The sequence below is a fragment of the Huaxiibacter chinensis genome, assembly GCF_022171985.1.
Classification (GTDB): domain Bacteria; phylum Pseudomonadota; class Gammaproteobacteria; order Enterobacterales; family Enterobacteriaceae; genus Enterobacter; species Enterobacter chinensis_A.
The window spans coordinates 245668-262712 of the sequence record NZ_JAJVHF010000001.1; the positions used below are offsets into that span (position 1 = coordinate 245668).

Consider the following 17045-nt stretch of genomic DNA (forward strand, 5'->3'; position numbering starts at 1 on the left):
TCAGAATCCAGACAGTTTTGCGTCAAATCAGAAACGGGTGACGAAAGGAGAGGTATCCGGCACGGTGATAGTGCTGGACGCTTTAAGCTGAGGCGTACCCAGATAGAGGAAACCGACAATCTTGTCATGCTCGCCGCAGGCGAACCCTTCACGTACCGCTGGGCTGTCCGTCAGCGGGCCGGTACGCCAGATACCGTTAAACCCTTGCGCCAGAGCCGCCATCTGCATCGCCATCACGGCACAACCGGCGGACATCTCCTGTTCCCAGACCGGGACTTTATGTTCCGGCTGACATTTTGCGACAACGGCGATAATCATTGGCGCACGGAACGGACCGCTACGCGCTTTCTCAATTCCCTTTTCATCCTGGCCTGCCGCCACGGCGCCTTTTTCCAGGACAGAACTGAAACGTTCGCGTCCTTCACCTTCTATAACAAAGAAGTGCCACGGCTGCAGGGTGCCATGATCCGGTGCGCGCATACCGGCGCGCAGAATGTTTTCCAGCTGCTCGCCCGCAGGCGCAGGTTCCGCCAGACGTGACGCGCTACGACGGTTAACAAGCAGTTCAAGTGCATCCATTAGTTAACTCCTGTCATCAAAATTATCTACAAAATTAACACGAGAGTAGACTTTGTTACAGCGTAGCGGGCGATTCCTGCTGACAAGTGGCGGTTGGGTCATTACGATATCCGCACATTGCCGCCCATCGTGGCGGAACCGTAAATATCTGGACAGGGAGAATACATGCGAACCCTTTGGCGAATTTTTGCCGGATTCTTTAAATGGACGTGGCGACTGCTTAATTTTGTCCGCCAGCTGGTGATGAACATTTTCTTCATCGCCCTGATCCTGGTCTGTGCAGGTATCTGGATGCACATCAACAGCGCCAGTCAGCCACAGCATGCTGAGCGCGGCGCGCTGCTGTTAGATATTACGGGCGTTATTGTGGACAAACCGTCCAGCAGCAACCGTCTGGGCGTGATTGGCCGTCAGCTGTTCGGGTCAACCTCTGATCGCCTGCAGGAGAACTCCCTGTTTGATATCGTCGACGCCATCCGCCAGGCGAAGGATGACCGGAACATTACCGGCATCGTGCTCGACCTGAAGAACTTTGCCGGGGCCGATCAGCCCTCCATGCAGTATATCGGCAAAGCGCTGCGTGAATTCCGCGATACCGGCAAGCCCGTTATTGCCGTCGGCGATAGCTACAGCCAGGGGCAATACTATCTGGCGAGTTTTGCCAATAAAATCTGGCTGTCCCCGTACGGTACGGTCGACCTGCACGGGTTCGCCACCAACGGCCTGTACTACAAGTCCCTGCTGGATAAGCTGAAAGTGACCACGCATGTTTTCCGCGTGGGCACCTATAAATCTGCCGTTGAGCCGTTCATCCGCGATGATATGTCTCCCGCCGCGCGTGAAGCGGACAGCCGCTGGATTGGCGAGCTGTGGAACAATTATCTCACCACCGTGGCAGCGAACCGTCAGATTACCCCTGAGCAGGTCTTCCCGGGCGCGCAGGCCCTGCTGCAAGGTCTGCAAAAAACGGAAGGCGATACGGCGAAATATGCGCTGGACAACAAACTGGTTGATGCACTGGGTTCAAGCGCCGATATCGAAAAAGCGCTGACTAAACAGTTCGGCTGGAGCAAAGAAGAGAAAAATTACAGTGCGATCAGCCTGTATGATTACACGCCGAAAAAACCGGAGGAGAAAGGCGGCAGCATCGCCGTAGTCTTCGCCAATGGCGCAATCATGGACGGTGAAGAAACGCCGGGCAACGTCGGCGGGGATACTACCGCGTCGCAAATTCGCGATGCCCGACTCGATCCGAAGGTGAAAGCCATTGTCCTGCGCGTTAACAGCCCGGGCGGCAGCGTAAGCGCGTCTGAAGTGATCCGCGCGGAACTGGCGGCGGCACGCGCGGCGGGTAAACCGGTGGTGGTGTCTATGGGCGGCATGGCAGCCTCAGGCGGTTACTGGATTTCGACGCCAGCGAACTACATTGTTGCCAACCCCAGCACGCTGACAGGCTCTATCGGCATCTTCGGGGTGATTAACACCGTGGAAAACAGTCTGGATTATCTGGGCGTGCATACGGATGGCGTGGCGACCTCGCCGCTGGCAGACGTAGCCGTCACCAAATCCTTACCGCCGGAAGTGGCGCAGATGATGCAGCTGAGCATCGAAAATGGCTACAAACGCTTTATTGGTCTGGTTGCCGCCTCGCGTAAGTCGACGCCTGAGCAGGTCGATAAGATTGCCCAGGGCCATGTCTGGACAGGCCAGGATGCGAAGAGCAACGGCCTGGTTGACAGCCTGGGTGATTTCGATGACGCCGTAGCGAAAGCCGCAGAGCTGGCAAAAGTGAAACAGTGGCATGTGGAATATTACCAGGATGAACCGACGTTCTTTGACCGGGTAATGAACAGCATGTCCGGTACGGTGAGCGCCGCGCTGCCAGACGCCCTTCAGGCCTGGCTGCCTGCACCGGTTGCCTCGGCGGCAAACGTGGTGAAGACTGAAAGCGATAAACTGGCGGCCTTCAACGATCCACAAAATCGTTACGCATTTTGTCTGACCTGCGCTAACGTTCGTTAATCCCCGTCCCCTCTTCCACGAAGAGGGGATTTTTCTTTGAAGCACAAGAACACACAACCATGCAGAAGAAATCAATTTATGTGGCGTATACCGGCGGTACCATCGGTATGCAACGCTCAGAAAATGGCTACATCCCGGTTTCCGGCCACCTGCAACGCCAGCTTGCGCTCATGCCGGAGTTTCATCGCCCGGAGATGCCAGACTTCACCATCCATGAATATACCCCGCTGATGGATTCATCCGATATGACGCCGGAAGACTGGCAGCATATCGCCGACGATATCAAAGCCCATTATGACGAGTATGATGGCTTCGTGATCCTGCACGGCACCGACACCATGGCGTTCACCGCCTCGGCGCTCTCGTTCATGCTGGAAAATCTGAGCAAACCCGTGATTGTGACCGGCTCGCAAATCCCGCTGGCGGAGTTGCGGTCGGACGGGCAAACCAATCTGCTGAACTCGCTGTATGTCGCGGCCAATTACCCGATTAACGAAGTGACGTTGTTCTTCAACAACACGCTGTTTCGCGGCAACCGCACCACCAAAGCACACGCCGACGGCTTTAATGCCTTTGCTTCGCCAAACCTGCAGCCGCTGCTGGAGGCCGGGATCCACATTCGTCGTCTGGGGACCCCACCGGCACCCCATACGGTGGGCGAGCTGATTGTGCATCCTATTACGCCGCAGCCCATTGGCGTGGTGACAATCTACCCTGGCATCTCCGCTGACGTGGTGAGCAACTTCCTGCGCCAGCCGGTCAAAGCGCTGATTCTGCGCTCCTATGGCGTGGGCAACGCGCCGCAGAATGGCGCGTTCCTCAAAGAGCTGCAGGAAGCCAGCGATCGCGGGATCGTGGTGGTTAACCTGACGCAGTGCATGTCCGGCAAGGTCAATATGGGTGGATATGCCACCGGCAATGCGCTGGCGCACGCCGGCGTCATCAGTGGTTTTGATATGACGGTGGAAGCGACGCTGACTAAACTTCATTACTTACTGAGTCAGGATCTGGATATACAGTCCATTCGTCTCGCCATGATGCAAAACCTGCGCGGCGAACTGACCCCCGACGAATAAGGAGTCGCTATGAGCCAACGAGCTTTGTTATTGGTTGATCTACAAAATGATTTTTGCGCCGGTGGCGCGCTGGCCGTTGCGGAAGGTGACAGTACTATTGATGTTGCTAATGCGCTGATTGACTGGTGCAAGGCGCGTGGCGACGCGGTGGTCGCAAGCCAGGACTGGCACCCGGCAAACCACGGCAGCTTTGCCAGCCAGCATCAGGTTGAGCCCTTCACGCAGGGTGAACTCAACGGGCTGGCGCAAACCTTCTGGCCCGATCACTGTGTGCAAAACACAGAGGGGGCAGAACTGCACCCGCTGTTGGATCAAAAAGCGATCGACGCGGTTTTTCATAAAGGCGAAAATGTCGGCATCGACAGCTACAGCGCGTTTTTTGATAACGGACACCGGCAAAAAACGGCGCTGGATGACTGGCTGCGTCATCATGAAATTAACGAACTGATCGTCATGGGCCTGGCCACGGACTATTGCGTTAAGTTTACCGTGCTGGATGCGTTGCAGCTGGGGTATACCGTTAACGTTATCACCGACGGTTGCCGGGGCGTCAATATCCAGGCTCAGGACAGCACGCACGCATTTATGGAGATGTCGGTTGCGGGGGCCACCCTCTTTACGCTGGCCGACTGGCAAGAGACGCAGGCGTAGCATCACCCTCAGTTTAAACAGGCAGGAGAGAACACGTTAATGGCTTTTATCCCTAAAAATTACGCCCGTCTGGAAGTCGGCTACCGCGAAAAGGCGCTCAAGCTTTTTCCCTGGGTTTGCGGGCGCTGTTCACGCGAGTTTGTCTACTCGAATCTGCGTGAACTGACCGTGCATCATATCGATCACGATCACTCTAATAATCCGGAAGATGGCAGTAACTGGGAGATGTTATGCCTGTTTTGCCACGATCATGAGCACTCGAAGTACACCGAGGCGGATCAGTATGGTTCAACCGTGGTGGCGGGCGAAGACGCGCAACAGAGCGTTGGCGAAGCCAAATACAACCCGTTCGCCAATCTGAAAGCGATGATCGATAAAAAATGATGCGATCCCTTCCTTGCTGACGCACGTCAGCAAGGAAGAAGCCCGGCGGACTCAGGACTTAAACGTGGCGATAGGCTTAGGCGTAATGCCAAACTCTTCTTTTAGCTCACGCTTACTCTTCATCACCATCTGACCCTGAGTGTCGATAGTCATGTGCTGTGCGTCCGTATTGTGACGCGCCTGCCAGAGCATCACCAGCTGTAAGCTGTTCTCTTTTTGCTCCGCCGTCAGCGCCACGCCATCAGGCCATTTACCCAGCTCAACGGCGGTGACCAGACGCTGATAAACGTCCGGCGTCATGCTGTTAATCATCTCATCAATATTCATACTGCGTCCCGTTCAAAGGAATAATTTGCTGAATCGATTCTTCAACCTTTGGTCTGGTCGCCATTTTCATCATCAGAGAAGCTCATTGACGCCGAGTTAACGCAAAAACGCTCGCCGGTAGGCTGTGGCCCATCGGGGAAAACATGCCCCAGGTGAGCATCACACTGACCACAGCGTATTTCGGTGCGCTGCATACCGTGCGTGGTATCGCTCAGATAGCGGATCGCCTCTTCGCTCACCGGCTCATAAAAGCTGGGCCAGCCGCAGCCAGAATCGTACTTGGTTTGGGAGTGAAACAGCGGCGCATCACAGACCAGGCAGTGGTAGACGCCTTCGCGCTTATTGTGCAGCAAACGCCCGGTAAATGGGGGTTCCGTGCCGTGATTCTGCGTCACGTAGAACTGCATTTCAGTCAGATCTTTTTTCAGGTCTTCAGGGTTTCGTTGATTCGACATATGCTCACATCTCGCTGTAGAAACAGATACCTTTCCACGCGAATTCTAACAAAACATTAACAGTGAAGCCTGAACTTTTGTTCTAAACTTATGCGTTGCGGTGTAGCAGTCGGGCAATTGTGATCTGTTTCACATTTTTATCCTGCTGGCCCTTTAAAATTCGGCGCGCAGCCCCCATGTGGTTGCTAGCTCAGAGGGAAAGTGAGGCGGTCAGTCGCACAAGGTTTATGCGCAGGATTGATTTGTCGCAATGATTGACACGATTCCGCTTGACGCTGCGTAAGGTTTTTGTAATTTTACAGGCAACCTTTTATTCACTAACAAATAGCTGGTGGAATATATGACTATCAAAGTAGGTATCAACGGTTTTGGCCGTATCGGCCGTATTGTTTTCCGTGCTGCTCAGGAACGTTCTGACATCGAAATCGTTGGTATCAACGATCTGTTGGACGCTGAATACATGGCGTACATGCTGAAGTACGACTCAACTCACGGTCGTTTCAACGGCACCGTTGAAGTGAAAGACGGCCACCTGGTTGTTAACGGTAAAACCATCCGCGTTACCGCTGAAAAAGATCCAGCTAACCTGAAGTGGAACGAAATCGGTGTTGACGTTGTTGCAGAAGCAACCGGTATCTTCCTGACCGACGAAACTGCACGTAAACACATCACTGCGGGTGCGAAGAAAGTTGTTCTGACCGGTCCTTCTAAAGACAACACGCCTATGTTCGTTAAAGGCGCTAACTTCGAAAAATACGCGGGCCAGGACATCGTTTCTAACGCATCCTGCACCACCAACTGCCTGGCTCCACTGGCTAAAGTGATCAACGACAACTTCGGTATCATCGAAGGTCTGATGACCACTGTTCACGCAACCACCGCAACGCAGAAAACCGTTGACGGCCCGTCTCACAAAGACTGGCGTGGCGGCCGTGGCGCGGCTCAGAACATCATCCCATCCTCTACCGGTGCTGCTAAAGCAGTAGGTAAAGTACTGCCAGAACTGAATGGCAAACTGACTGGTATGGCGTTCCGCGTTCCAACTCCTAACGTATCCGTTGTTGACCTGACCGTTCGTCTGGAAAAAGCTGCTTCTTATGAAGAAATTAAGAAAGCAATCAAAGCTGCTTCCGAAGGCGAAATGAAAGGCGTTCTGGGTTACACCGAAGACGACGTTGTTTCTACCGATTTCAACGGCGAAGTATGCACTTCCGTGTTCGATGCTAAAGCAGGTATCGCACTGAACGACAACTTCGTGAAATTGGTTTCCTGGTACGACAACGAAACCGGCTACTCTAACAAAGTACTGGACCTGATCGCTCACATCTCCAAATAAGTGAGATGAGACACTGATCCAAAAAGGCGACTATGGTCGCCTTTTTTATTGCCTTAAAGACAGAGGATTGCGTAATGATTAATAAAATTTTTGCACTTCCGGTAGTCGAACAGCTTACCCCTGTGCTTTCACTTCGTAAGATTGACGATGCTGACGTTATCGTGGTCGATCATCCCCGCGTGAAAGCGTCCGTGGCGCTGAATGGCGCTCACCTCCTCTCCTGGAAGCCAGAAGGCGAAGAAGAAGGGTTATGGTTGAGCAATGCGACCTCCTTCAGGAAAGGCGCGGCAATCCGCGGTGGCGTGCCGATTTGCTGGCCCTGGTTTGGCCCGGCAGCGCAGCAAGGCTTACCGGCTCACGGTTTTGCCCGTAACCAACAGTGGACGCTGAAAGCCCATAACGAAGATGATAATGGCGTTGTCCTGACGTTCGAACTGCAGGCCAACGAAGAAACCCGTGCGCTTTGGCCACATGATTTCACCCTGTACGCCCGTTTCAAACTGGCGAAAACCTGTGAAATCGAACTGGAAGCCCACGGCGAATTTGACACCACCTCAGCGCTGCACACCTACTTCAACGTCGGTGACATTGGCGCAGTGAAAGTCAGCGGCCTGGGTGATACCTTTATCGATAAAGTGGATAACGCGAAAGAAGGTCAGCTTAGCGACGGCGTTCAGACCTTCCCGGATCGCACCGACCGCGTCTATTTACACCCTGAAGCCTGCAGCGTGATCCACGACAGCGCGTTGAATCGCGCCATTGACGTCGTGCATCATCACCACAGCAATGTAGTGGGCTGGAACCCGGGCCCGGCGCTTTCTGTCAGCATGGCAGACGTTCCGGATGACGGGTATAAAACCTTTGTTTGCGTCGAAACCGCCTGCGTGACCACGCCGCAAACGGCCCGCGAAGAAAAGCCTTCCCGACTGGCTCAGACCATCAGTATTAAACGCTAAGCCTGTCACCCTCTCCTTTCGGGGAGGGTTAACGATTCAGACCATCTCAAGCGGCGTTTTACGCCCCGGTGCCGGGAAGGCTTTTTCCAGCTGGAGACAGTCATCCTCAGTGAGTCCAATCCTCAGTGCGTCGGCATTTTGCTGCACATGTTCAGCCGTTGCGGCTTTCGGGATCGCCATCACGCCCTGATGGCTGATGACCCACGCAAGCAGGATCTGCGCCACGCTGGCGTTATGCTGCCGGGCAATCTGATTCACAACGGGATGGTTCATTAACCCCGTTCGCAAGCGCCCCGCCTGCGCCAGCGGGCAGTACGCCATCACCGGCATCGCCTGCTGCTGACACCACGGCAGTAGCTGATATTCAATGCCGCGCGACGCCAGATGATAGAGCACCTGGTTTGTCGAACAGGCAGAACCGCCCTCCACGCTCCAGAGCGCCTGCATATCGTCATAATCCAGATTCGATACGCCCCAGCGGCCAATTTTGCCCTGCCGCTGTAACGTTTCCATCAGTTCGACGGATGCGTCGAGCGCAATGTCGCCGCGCCAGTGCAGAAGATAGAGATCGATAAAGTCGGTCCCCAGACGACGAAGGCTGGCGTCACACGCCGCAACCCCTTTTTTCACGTCGGCGTTCCACGGGTAAACTTTTGATACCAGAAATACCCGATCGCGCTGGCCTTTGATCGCCTGCCCCACGATCTCTTCGGCGCCGCCGTCCGCGTACATTTCAGCGGTATCAATCAGGGTTAAACCAAGATCAATGCCCTTTCGCAGAGCAGCCACCTCCTGCTGACGGAGAGAGGCCTGCTCGCCCATGTACCAGGTTCCTTGCCCGATTGCCGGGAGTGGAGCCATGTCCGCAAAGGTCACCGTTTTTATGCTCATCTGTCCTCCTGTTCTCTGCACCACCCTAAAACAAACGGGGCGCAAGCGCCCCGTTAATATGCACAGAATGCACTGTTAATGTGCCCAATCAGAACGTATAGGTCACGCCTGTTGAGAAAAGACCGTTCCAGGATTTGTCGACCATTGGGCTGTCTTTGATCTCATCGCTCAGACGCGTATAACGCCCTGTGGCGTAGACGTTCCAGTCGCTGGCAAAGTTGTAATTAGCCGTCAGCTCCAGGTACGGGTTCCAGCCGTCATCCGCGTCGTAACGCTTCAGGCCGCTGCGTCGTGATTCATGACCCGACACGCCATAGTAGTAGTCGTTATAGTTTTCGCTTTTATAATCCACACCGATGCCGGGCGTCAGGGTCAGCGCACCGTTGGTATAGCGATAAAGCCAGGCGATATCCCACACATAACCGTTGCTGTTATCCAGCGTATCCCCGGCAAGCGCCGTACGCAGGAAACCATACTGCGTGTTATGAACATAGGACAAACCAGCCATCAGGCTGCTTTTGCGTTTATCCAGCTGGCGCAGACCACGATTATCACTGTCACCCGGTTTGAAGTGGGTAGGATCGTAGTACGCCATGATGGAGAGCTTGTCGGTGTCATCATTCCACAGGTAGTAACCGCCGCCTAAGCCACGGAACCAGAAGTTATCTCCCTCATAGGTGACAACGGGCACCGGATAAATGTCGCGGTCATACTGTTTGTATGGGCTATTGATCACACCAACGCCTGCACCAAGAGAGACTTTGCCCTCTGCATAAACGGTGCTTACTGAAGTGGCGACGAGTACGCCCAATGCCAGAAGTTTGAGTTTGGTCACAATCCATTCTTTCCTGTAGTCAAATAATCAGCGGATGAAGTGTAACCGCCCTTTCCAGACAACCCAAAATTTTTTGCCTGCTAATCACTCTGATTAACCCATTATTTTTAACTTTTCAGATGAACGGCAGCTTTCAGTATTGTGACCAACGCATGAAACCTGAATTTTTCTCTTTTTATTTAAGAGACATTTTCAGGATGAGTTATTGATATGTCATTGAAATTAGATTTTGCAGACAGGCAAGTTTTGCAAATGCCATCTACGCTTAATTTTAGAAGATGAATTCCTGAACACCCAGCCCTGCGGTGCTTCGTTCTCAACCTGGCACACGGGTTGCTGCTTTGACAGTAAGGTGCGCGGGATCCCTCTTCCGGGAGCCTCCACTATTCATATGAACGGCTCTTTTCCTGTGCTAAAAAACGAAAGGACGGCATGCCATGAATATATTCGATCACTATCGCCAGCGCTATGAAGCTGCCAAGGACGAAGAGTTCACACTGCAGGAGTTTCTTACCATTTGTCGGCAAGATCGCAGTGCCTATGCCAATGCGGCAGAACGGCTATTGATGGCCATCGGTGAGCCTAATATGGTCGACACTGCCCTGGAGCCACGGCTTTCCCGTCTCTTTTCGAATCGTGTGGTTGCACGATATCCGGCCTTTGAAGAGTTTTACGGCATGGAAGATGCCATCGAGCAGATTGTTTCGTACCTGAAGCATGCTGCCCAGGGTCTGGAAGAGAAGAAGCAAATCCTTTATTTACTCGGCCCGGTGGGCGGCGGTAAATCATCCCTGGCAGAGCGCTTAAAAGCCTTGATGCAGCGCGTGCCGATCTATGTGCTGAGCGCGAACGGCGAACGCAGCCCGGTAAACGATCACCCGCTGTGCCTGTTCAATCCGCAAGAAGACGCCCAGATTCTGGATAAAGAATTTGGTATCCCGCATCGCTATCTCGGGACCATCATGTCGCCGTGGGCGGCTAAACGACTGCATGAGTTTGGCGGGGATATCACCAAATTCCGCGTGGTCAAGGTGTGGCCTTCTATCCTCGAACAAATCGCCATCGCCAAAACGGAACCCGGTGACGAGAACAACCAGGATATTTCCGCGCTGGTGGGTAAAGTGGACATCCGTAAGCTGGAAAACCACGCACAAAACGACCCGGATGCGTACGGTTATTCCGGCGCGCTGTGCCGTGCTAACCAGGGGATTATGGAGTTCGTCGAGATGTTCAAAGCACCGATTAAAGTGCTGCATCCCCTGCTGACCGCCACCCAGGAAGGGAACTATAACGGGACAGAAGGTATTTCGGCACTGCCGTTTAACGGGATTATCCTGGCGCACTCCAACGAATCGGAATGGGTAACCTTCCGTAATAACAAAAACAATGAGGCGTTCCTTGACCGTGTTTATATCGTCAAAGTGCCTTATTGCCTGCGGATCTCCGAAGAGATCAAGATTTACGAAAAACTGCTCAACCACAGTGAGCTGGTGCACGCGCCTTGCGCCCCCGGCACGCTGGAAACGCTGTCGCGCTTCTCCATTTTGTCGCGCCTGAAAGAGCCTGAAAACTCCAGTATTTACTCCAAAATGCGCGTGTACGATGGCGAGAGCCTGAAGGATACCGATCCGAAAGCGAAATCCTATCAGGAGTACCGGGATTACGCCGGAGTCGATGAAGGGATGAACGGTTTGTCCACCCGTTTCGCCTTTAAAATCCTCTCGCGGGTCTTTAACTTCGACCACGCGGAAGTCGCGGCCAACCCGGTGCATCTGTTCTACGTCCTGGAACAGCAAATCGAACGGGAACAGTTCCCGCAGGAGCAGGCTGAACGCTACCTGGAGTTCCTCAAAGGCTATCTGATCCCGAAATACGCTGAGTTTATTGGCAAAGAGATCCAGACCGCCTACCTGGAATCCTACTCCGAATATGGGCAGAACATTTTCGATCGTTACGTCACGTATGCGGACTTCTGGATTCAGGATCAGGAGTATCGCGATCCGGATACCGGCCAGCTGTTTGACCGTGAATCCCTGAACGCCGAACTGGAAAAAATTGAGAAGCCTGCCGGGATCAGCAATCCGAAAGACTTCCGTAACGAGATTGTGAACTTCGTACTACGCGCCAGAGCGCATAACAACGGACGCAATCCTAACTGGACCAGCTACGAAAAACTGCGCACGGTTATCGAGAAGAAAATGTTCTCCAATACCGAAGAGCTGTTGCCGGTCATTTCGTTTAACGCCAAAACCTCAACCGACGAGCAGAAAAAGCACGACGATTTTGTCGACCGCATGATGGAGAAAGGTTATACCCGCAAACAGGTTCGCCTGCTGTGCGAGTGGTACCTGCGCGTACGTAAATCGTCTTAACAAAAAGGCCCCGTCACCGGGGCCTGCAATAACATACCGTAAGCCGGATACCTGCAACGCATCCGGCATTACAGCGCAGAATACAGTTGGCAAAAGCAGTACGGGGGGTATATGACCTGGTTTATTGACCGGCGTCTTAACGGCAAAAACAAGAGCACGGTGAACCGCCAGCGCTTCTTGCGTCGTTATAAATCGCAAATTAAACAGTCGATCTCCGAGGCCATCAACAAACGCTCGGTGACCGACGTCGACAGCGGCGAATCTGTCTCCATCCCTAACGATGACATCAGCGAACCGATGTTTCACCAGGGGCGCGGCGGCCTGCGCCATCGCGTTCATCCCGGCAACGATCACTTTGTGCAAAACGACAGAATCGAGCGCCCACAAGGCGGAGGCGGAGGGTCTGGCAGCGGTCAGGGTCAGGCAAGCCAGGACGGTGAAGGCCAGGATGAGTTTGTCTTTCAGATTTCGAAAGACGAATATCTCGATCTGCTCTTTGAAGATTTGGCCCTGCCCAATCTGAAAAAGAATCAGCAGCGTCAGCTGAACGAGTACAAAACGCATCGTGCGGGTTATACCGCCAACGGCGTGCCCGCCAATATCAGCGTGGTGCGTTCGTTGCAAAACTCCCTGGCGCGCCGCACGGCGATGACCGCGGGTAAACGGCGCGAATTGCGCGAGCTGGAAACCAGCCTGAAAGTTGTTGAAAACACCGAACCCGCGCAACTGCTGGAAGAAGAACGCCTGCGCAAAGAGATAGCCGAACTAAGGGCGAAAATCGAGCGCGTCCCGTTTATCGACACCTTTGACCTGCGTTATAAGAACTACGAAAAACGCCCTGAACCGTCGAGCCAGGCAGTGATGTTCTGCCTGATGGACGTATCAGGCTCCATGGACCAGGCCACCAAGGATATGGCGAAGCGTTTTTATATCCTGCTCTATCTGTTCCTGAGCAGAACCTATAAGAACGTGGAAGTCGTCTATATTCGTCACCACACCCAGGCGAAAGAGGTGGATGAGCACGAATTCTTCTACTCGCAGGAAACCGGGGGCACGATTGTCTCCAGCGCCCTGAAGCTGATGGACGACGTCGTGAAAGAGCGTTACGACCCGGCCCAGTGGAACATCTATGCCGCCCAGGCGTCGGACGGGGATAACTGGGCAGACGACTCCCCGCTGTGTCACGACATTCTGGCGAAGAAGATCCTGCCCGTGGTGCGTTACTACAGTTACATCGAGATCACCCGCCGCGCCCACCAGACCCTGTGGCGAGAGTATGAACATCTTCAGGCGATGTTTGATAATTTTGCCATGCAACACATCCGCGATCAGGACGATATTTACCCCGTCTTCCGCGAACTTTTCCACAAGCAGACCAGCAACAGTAATGCCTGACCTGACAGCCAGCTCGCCAGAGCTGGCTTTTTTAGCGTGTTGCGTTGAGGCAGTGAAAATGTGGGTCGATTAGCATCGTGCAGTTTCGCCCGCTATGCTTACCCCGATAAAGTGCCTTATCAGCTCTTTCCAGCACTTCCCGGAGCGATTCCCCGCTCTGCACGCGCGTTAAGCCAGAGGTAAAGGTAATACGGATTCTGTTCTCACCAGACACGGTTTCGGTGGCAGAAATACACTGTCTCAGACGCTCCGCCGCCGCCACGGCATCCCGATCGTTATTCGCCTGCAGTAAAATAATGAACTCTTCCCCACCGTAACGGTATACCGTTTCGGCACGGCGAACATTTTCTTCAAGGTTTAACGCCAGTGAACGCAATACTGCATCACCGACTAAATGACCATAGGTGTCGTTCACCTTTTTAAAGTGATCGATATCCAGCAACAGTAAATAGAGCCCTTCCACCTGCACGCGGGAATTCCGCTTCTCAAATGACTCATCCAGAATACGTCGCAAGGGTAATCCCGTGAGTGCATCATAACTGGTGCGTAATTGCAGCAAATGCTGTTTATAATGTGAAAGCGACGCAGTAAATTCCAGCAGCGTGGCCTCAAAAAGATCGAATGCCCCGGAACGGGAATGTTTGTTTTCAATGGCGGTAACAACCTGTCGACACGCCTGATGAACCTGGCGGTGCTTCGCATCTATTTCGAGCAAAAAATGTTTATCTTCTCGCTCCGCTTTCAGTTGCTCGTTAAGCCACTGACCGAACTCACAATGATCGTGGGCATCGCTGAAGGTAATCTCCGCCAGCTGTACATCCCGGTGAGAGACAAAGCGCAGTATCGTCACCAACCATTTAAAGTGCGCATCGGTAGAATAATTAAGGCCCTGTAGGGTTGCGTCGATTTCCTTGAATTTTCTGTTCATCATCGCTCCTGTCCATGAGTAATTCACGCAGGATCATCATAACGGCAGAGAGTTCAACATTTGTCAGCGAGAGGTATATAAATCTTTATTCCTGCTCTACGCCCCGCCAATTTATCTGTGCTAGATTGGATCTTCTTCAATAACGTTACAGGTAACGACATCCATGTCAGAGGATATTAAAGGGTCTGCAACACACCAGCAGCTCATTACCTTGCTCACCGAGCAGCGCGCGCAATTTCGCGTTGTGGAGCATGAACCGGTAGGGAAATGCGAAGCCGTCAGTGAAATACGCGGCACAGACCTGGGCCAGGGTGCGAAAGCGCTGGTTTGCAAAGTGAAAGGCAACGGGGTGAAAAAACACGTACTGGCGATCCTCGCCGCCGACCAGCAGGCGGACCTGAGCCAGTTAGCCGGCCATTTTGGCGGTATAAAAGCGTCACTCGCCAGCCCGGCTGAGGTCGATGAGCTTACCGCCTGCGTCTTTGGCGCCATACCGCCTTTTAGCTTTCATCCTGACCTGACGCTGGTCGCCGATCCGCTGCTCTTTGAGCGTTTTGATGAAATTGCCTTTAATGCCGGCCTGCTGGAAAAATCCGTCATTATGAAAACGGATGACTACCTGCGAATCGCTCAACCTGAACTGATTAACTTTCGCCGCGCCTGAGCGTAAAAACGGGCGGGTTTAAAACGTCAGGTTCATTTTCGCCCAGAACGTCCGGCCGGGTTCGTTGATCGGCGTGTTGGTGGAGTAACCAAAACTGCTGTTACCCGCCAGGTTGAGGTGTTCGCTGTAGGTTTTATCCAGCAGGTTATCCACCCCACTGCTCAGCTTGAGGTGCGGGTTGATCTTATAGGCCGCATTAGCCGAAACGATGGCAAACCCGGCGCTGCTGTCAAAGTCTTTGCCCACGACATTCCCTTCGTTAATCGCCACCCGGTGCTGCGGGCTGACCATCCGTAATAGCCCTGTTGAAGTCCAGTCGCCCTTCTCCCAGGTCAGCCCTGCGCGTGCTTCCAGCGGGGGCGTTTGTGGCAACGGCTGGTTTTCATCACTGTTTTCTCCCCAGGAGTAGTTCAGGGTAAAATCGGTTTTCCACTGCTCGCTGAGCTGGTAAGAGGCCCCCATCTCGCCGCCCATGATCGTCGCGTCGACGTTTTGCGCCTGGCTGACATGGCTGTCATCAGGATCATATTCAAACAAAATATAGTCGTTGATCCGCCCCAGATAGGCAGAAACCCAGCCGCTCACGCGCTTGCCTTTATACTGCGCCCCTGCGTCCAGCTGAGTGGTTTTCTCTGGTTTTAGATGGTCGAAGACGTCCGTCGTGCCGTCCGGCCCGTAGGTCGGCGAGAAGAGTTCCCAGTAGTCCGGGAAGCGCTCGGTATAACCCAGACCGACATAATACATGGCAGGCACCGTTGCCAGATTATGCTCAACCCGTAAGAAGCCTGCGGGCAAGGTGTCCTGGCGGCTGTCGTCGCCCACGCCGGTAGCGTTGTCGACTTCCACCTTGTCGAGGCGAGCGCCGCCGATCATTTTAGTGAGGTCCGTCGCCGTCCAGGTTAGCTCGCCAAAGGCGCCATAGTCGTGAAAGCGCGCATCCTCCTGCCAGCCTTCATTTTCATCTTCTTCATTACTGCGATGAGTATTGAGTTGCGTATCTAACCCGCTTTGCAGCTGAAAATCAGACCAAAGCCAGGTGCCCATCATGCGCCCTCCTACGGTTCGGCGGTCCACCTGTTTATCCATCTTCGCAGACATATCCATGGTGTCAGACGTGGCAGAGGTCATCGTTCCAGGCGAGCGCAGGGAGTAGTTATCCATGATGTGATTGGCATAGTTATACCAGGCGCTGATATCAAGCGAATCAAACGTCTCACCGATATTGTCTTTCTTAAAGCGCAGGCCCAGGCTTTCGCGCTTGAACTGGGAGCCATCCATGCCACGGCCCGCATAGCTGGCGTTACCGTCTCCCTGTCCGGCCGTGAGCTCAAGTAGCGTATCGGCATCCGGGGTCCAGCCAATGGCCATATCAGTATTCCACTTCTCCCATTGAGAGGCCACGCGCTGGCCGTCGCCATCCTTATAATCCCCCGCCTGCGAGTGGTTGCCGCTCAGGCGGACATAGCCTTTCTCGTTTCCGAAGCTGACGTCGGCGTTCTCATCGAAGCGATCGTTAGACGCCGCGAGTAAACTCGCATCGCCTTTCGCATCGCCCTTCGCGAATTGCGGCGGTTCCCGATCAAAACGCACCGTACCTGCGGAGTTTCCTGGCCCCCAGAGGACGGTTTCCGGTCCTTTGGTAAGGGTCAGCAGATCGTAACTTTCGGGGGAGATATATGAGGCTGGCGCATCCATACGGGCCGGGCACGCGCCCAGCATTTCACTGTCGTTGGTTAACATACGCAAACGTGAACCAAACATGCCGCGAAACACCGGGTCGCCATTACTGCCGCCGTTACGAATCTGGCTAAAACCGGGGATCGTTTTCAGATAGTCCGAAGCATCGCTCGCCGGGACGGGCTGTCGGGGCGCTTTGGGTGAGGTCACCACTTCCAGCGGTGAAAGCACCGGCGCAGTGACGGTGATCACGTCGTCGTCATTCAGCACGGGCGCGGCAGAAGTTTGTGCTGCGCCAGCAGCAAACGAGAGTCCCCCCATGAGCGCAAGCGCCAGGGGATGAAGAGTTAACTTTTTTGGTTTCATTCTTGAGCCTGTGAAGCTATTTTCAGGGCGCACTGCCGCAAGCACGGCTCACAGAGAAAAGAGGATGACCGTCAAGCGCGGGGGCATAAAAAGAATGAAAATTCTCGCAGGCGGGGAAAAGGGATACAACG

General features: G+C 53.8%; 16 protein-coding genes. 9 read left to right on the plus strand and 7 right to left on the minus strand.

Annotation, left to right across the window (positions count from 1 at the left end; translation table 11 throughout):
* Positions 1 to 27 precede the first annotated feature (27 nt).
* Entirely contained in the window at positions 28 to 579 is a 552-nt protein-coding gene (locus tag LZP96_RS01250) for an NAD(P)H nitroreductase (protein WP_064325762.1), read from the minus strand.
* 165 nt (positions 580 to 744) lie between these two features.
* Here LZP96_RS01250 and sppA point away from each other — a divergent pair, with 165 nt between their 5' ends.
* The 4 genes from sppA to yajD are packed head-to-tail and all read left to right on the plus strand — an operon-like array spanning position 745 to position 4712.
* Positions 745 to 2601, plus strand: coding sequence for a signal peptide peptidase SppA (gene sppA, locus LZP96_RS01255; RefSeq protein WP_064325761.1), 1857 nt, complete (start codon positions 745 to 747; stop codon positions 2599 to 2601).
* A 59-nt stretch (positions 2602 to 2660) separates the two neighbouring features.
* Positions 2661 to 3677, plus strand: coding sequence for an asparaginase (gene ansA, locus LZP96_RS01260; RefSeq protein WP_064325760.1), 1017 nt, complete (start codon positions 2661 to 2663; stop codon positions 3675 to 3677).
* Between the two features lie 9 nt (positions 3678 to 3686).
* Positions 3687 to 4328 carry a bifunctional nicotinamidase/pyrazinamidase gene (gene pncA, locus LZP96_RS01265; protein ID WP_064325759.1) on the plus strand — a complete coding sequence of 214 codons (642 nt, stop codon included), beginning with the start codon at positions 3687 to 3689 and terminating at the stop codon, positions 4326 to 4328.
* Positions 4329 to 4367: 39 nt separating this feature from the next.
* Positions 4368 to 4712, plus strand: coding sequence for an HNH nuclease YajD (gene yajD, locus LZP96_RS01270; protein WP_064325758.1), 345 nt, complete (start codon positions 4368 to 4370; stop codon positions 4710 to 4712).
* A gap of 51 nt (positions 4713 to 4763) precedes the next feature.
* Here yajD and LZP96_RS01275 read toward each other — a convergent pair whose 3' ends face one another.
* Together LZP96_RS01275 and msrB are read right to left on the minus strand one after the other, a co-directional pair.
* On the minus strand, positions 4764 to 5039 hold the full coding sequence (locus tag LZP96_RS01275) for a YeaC family protein (RefSeq protein ID WP_064325757.1): 276 nt from the start codon (positions 5037 to 5039) through the stop codon (positions 4764 to 4766).
* Between the two features lie 41 nt (positions 5040 to 5080).
* Positions 5081 to 5494, minus strand: coding sequence for a peptide-methionine (R)-S-oxide reductase MsrB (gene msrB, locus LZP96_RS01280; RefSeq protein ID WP_064325756.1), 414 nt, complete (start codon positions 5492 to 5494; stop codon positions 5081 to 5083).
* 340 nt (positions 5495 to 5834) lie between these two features.
* Between msrB and gapA the strand changes: the two genes are divergently transcribed.
* Together gapA and LZP96_RS01290 are read left to right on the plus strand one after the other, a co-directional pair.
* Positions 5835 to 6830 carry a glyceraldehyde-3-phosphate dehydrogenase gene (gene gapA / locus LZP96_RS01285; protein WP_230351742.1) on the plus strand — a complete coding sequence of 332 codons (996 nt, stop codon included), beginning with the start codon at positions 5835 to 5837 and terminating at the stop codon, positions 6828 to 6830.
* A gap of 74 nt (positions 6831 to 6904) precedes the next feature.
* On the plus strand, positions 6905 to 7786 hold the full coding sequence (locus LZP96_RS01290) for a D-hexose-6-phosphate mutarotase (protein ID WP_258925656.1): 882 nt from the start codon (positions 6905 to 6907) through the stop codon (positions 7784 to 7786).
* Positions 7787 to 7822: 36 nt separating this feature from the next.
* On the opposite strand, the gene LZP96_RS01295 is transcribed toward LZP96_RS01290, so the two are convergent.
* Together LZP96_RS01295 and LZP96_RS01300 are read right to left on the minus strand one after the other, a co-directional pair.
* Positions 7823 to 8677 carry an aldo/keto reductase gene (locus LZP96_RS01295; RefSeq protein WP_064325753.1) on the minus strand — a complete coding sequence of 285 codons (855 nt, stop codon included), beginning with the start codon at positions 8675 to 8677 and terminating at the stop codon, positions 7823 to 7825.
* 88 nt (positions 8678 to 8765) lie between these two features.
* Positions 8766 to 9512, minus strand: a complete 747-nt coding sequence (locus LZP96_RS01300; protein ID WP_064325752.1) for a MipA/OmpV family protein — start codon at positions 9510 to 9512, stop codon at positions 8766 to 8768.
* 437 nt (positions 9513 to 9949) lie between these two features.
* Between LZP96_RS01300 and yeaG the strand changes: the two genes are divergently transcribed.
* Together yeaG and LZP96_RS01310 are read left to right on the plus strand one after the other, a co-directional pair.
* Entirely contained in the window at positions 9950 to 11884 is a 1935-nt protein-coding gene (gene yeaG / locus LZP96_RS01305; RefSeq protein ID WP_064325751.1) for a protein kinase YeaG, read from the plus strand.
* Between the two features lie 111 nt (positions 11885 to 11995).
* Positions 11996 to 13279, plus strand: a complete 1284-nt coding sequence (locus LZP96_RS01310; protein WP_064325750.1) for a YeaH/YhbH family protein — start codon at positions 11996 to 11998, stop codon at positions 13277 to 13279.
* 31 nt (positions 13280 to 13310) lie between these two features.
* Here the strand turns inward: LZP96_RS01310 and LZP96_RS01315 are convergent, their stop codons facing one another.
* The gene (locus tag LZP96_RS01315; RefSeq protein ID WP_064325749.1) at positions 13311 to 14207 is read right to left on the minus strand and encodes a diguanylate cyclase; all 897 of its coding nucleotides are present in this window, start codon (positions 14205 to 14207) and stop codon (positions 13311 to 13313) included.
* 163 nt (positions 14208 to 14370) lie between these two features.
* Here LZP96_RS01315 and LZP96_RS01320 point away from each other — a divergent pair, with 163 nt between their 5' ends.
* The gene (locus LZP96_RS01320; RefSeq protein WP_258925658.1) at positions 14371 to 14871 is read left to right on the plus strand and encodes a YbaK/prolyl-tRNA synthetase associated domain-containing protein; all 501 of its coding nucleotides are present in this window, start codon (positions 14371 to 14373) and stop codon (positions 14869 to 14871) included.
* Positions 14872 to 14889: 18 nt separating this feature from the next.
* On the opposite strand, the gene LZP96_RS01325 is transcribed toward LZP96_RS01320, so the two are convergent.
* Positions 14890 to 16914 carry a TonB-dependent copper receptor gene (locus LZP96_RS01325; protein WP_064325747.1) on the minus strand — a complete coding sequence of 675 codons (2025 nt, stop codon included), beginning with the start codon at positions 16912 to 16914 and terminating at the stop codon, positions 14890 to 14892.
* Positions 16915 to 17045: the final 131 nt, after the last annotated feature.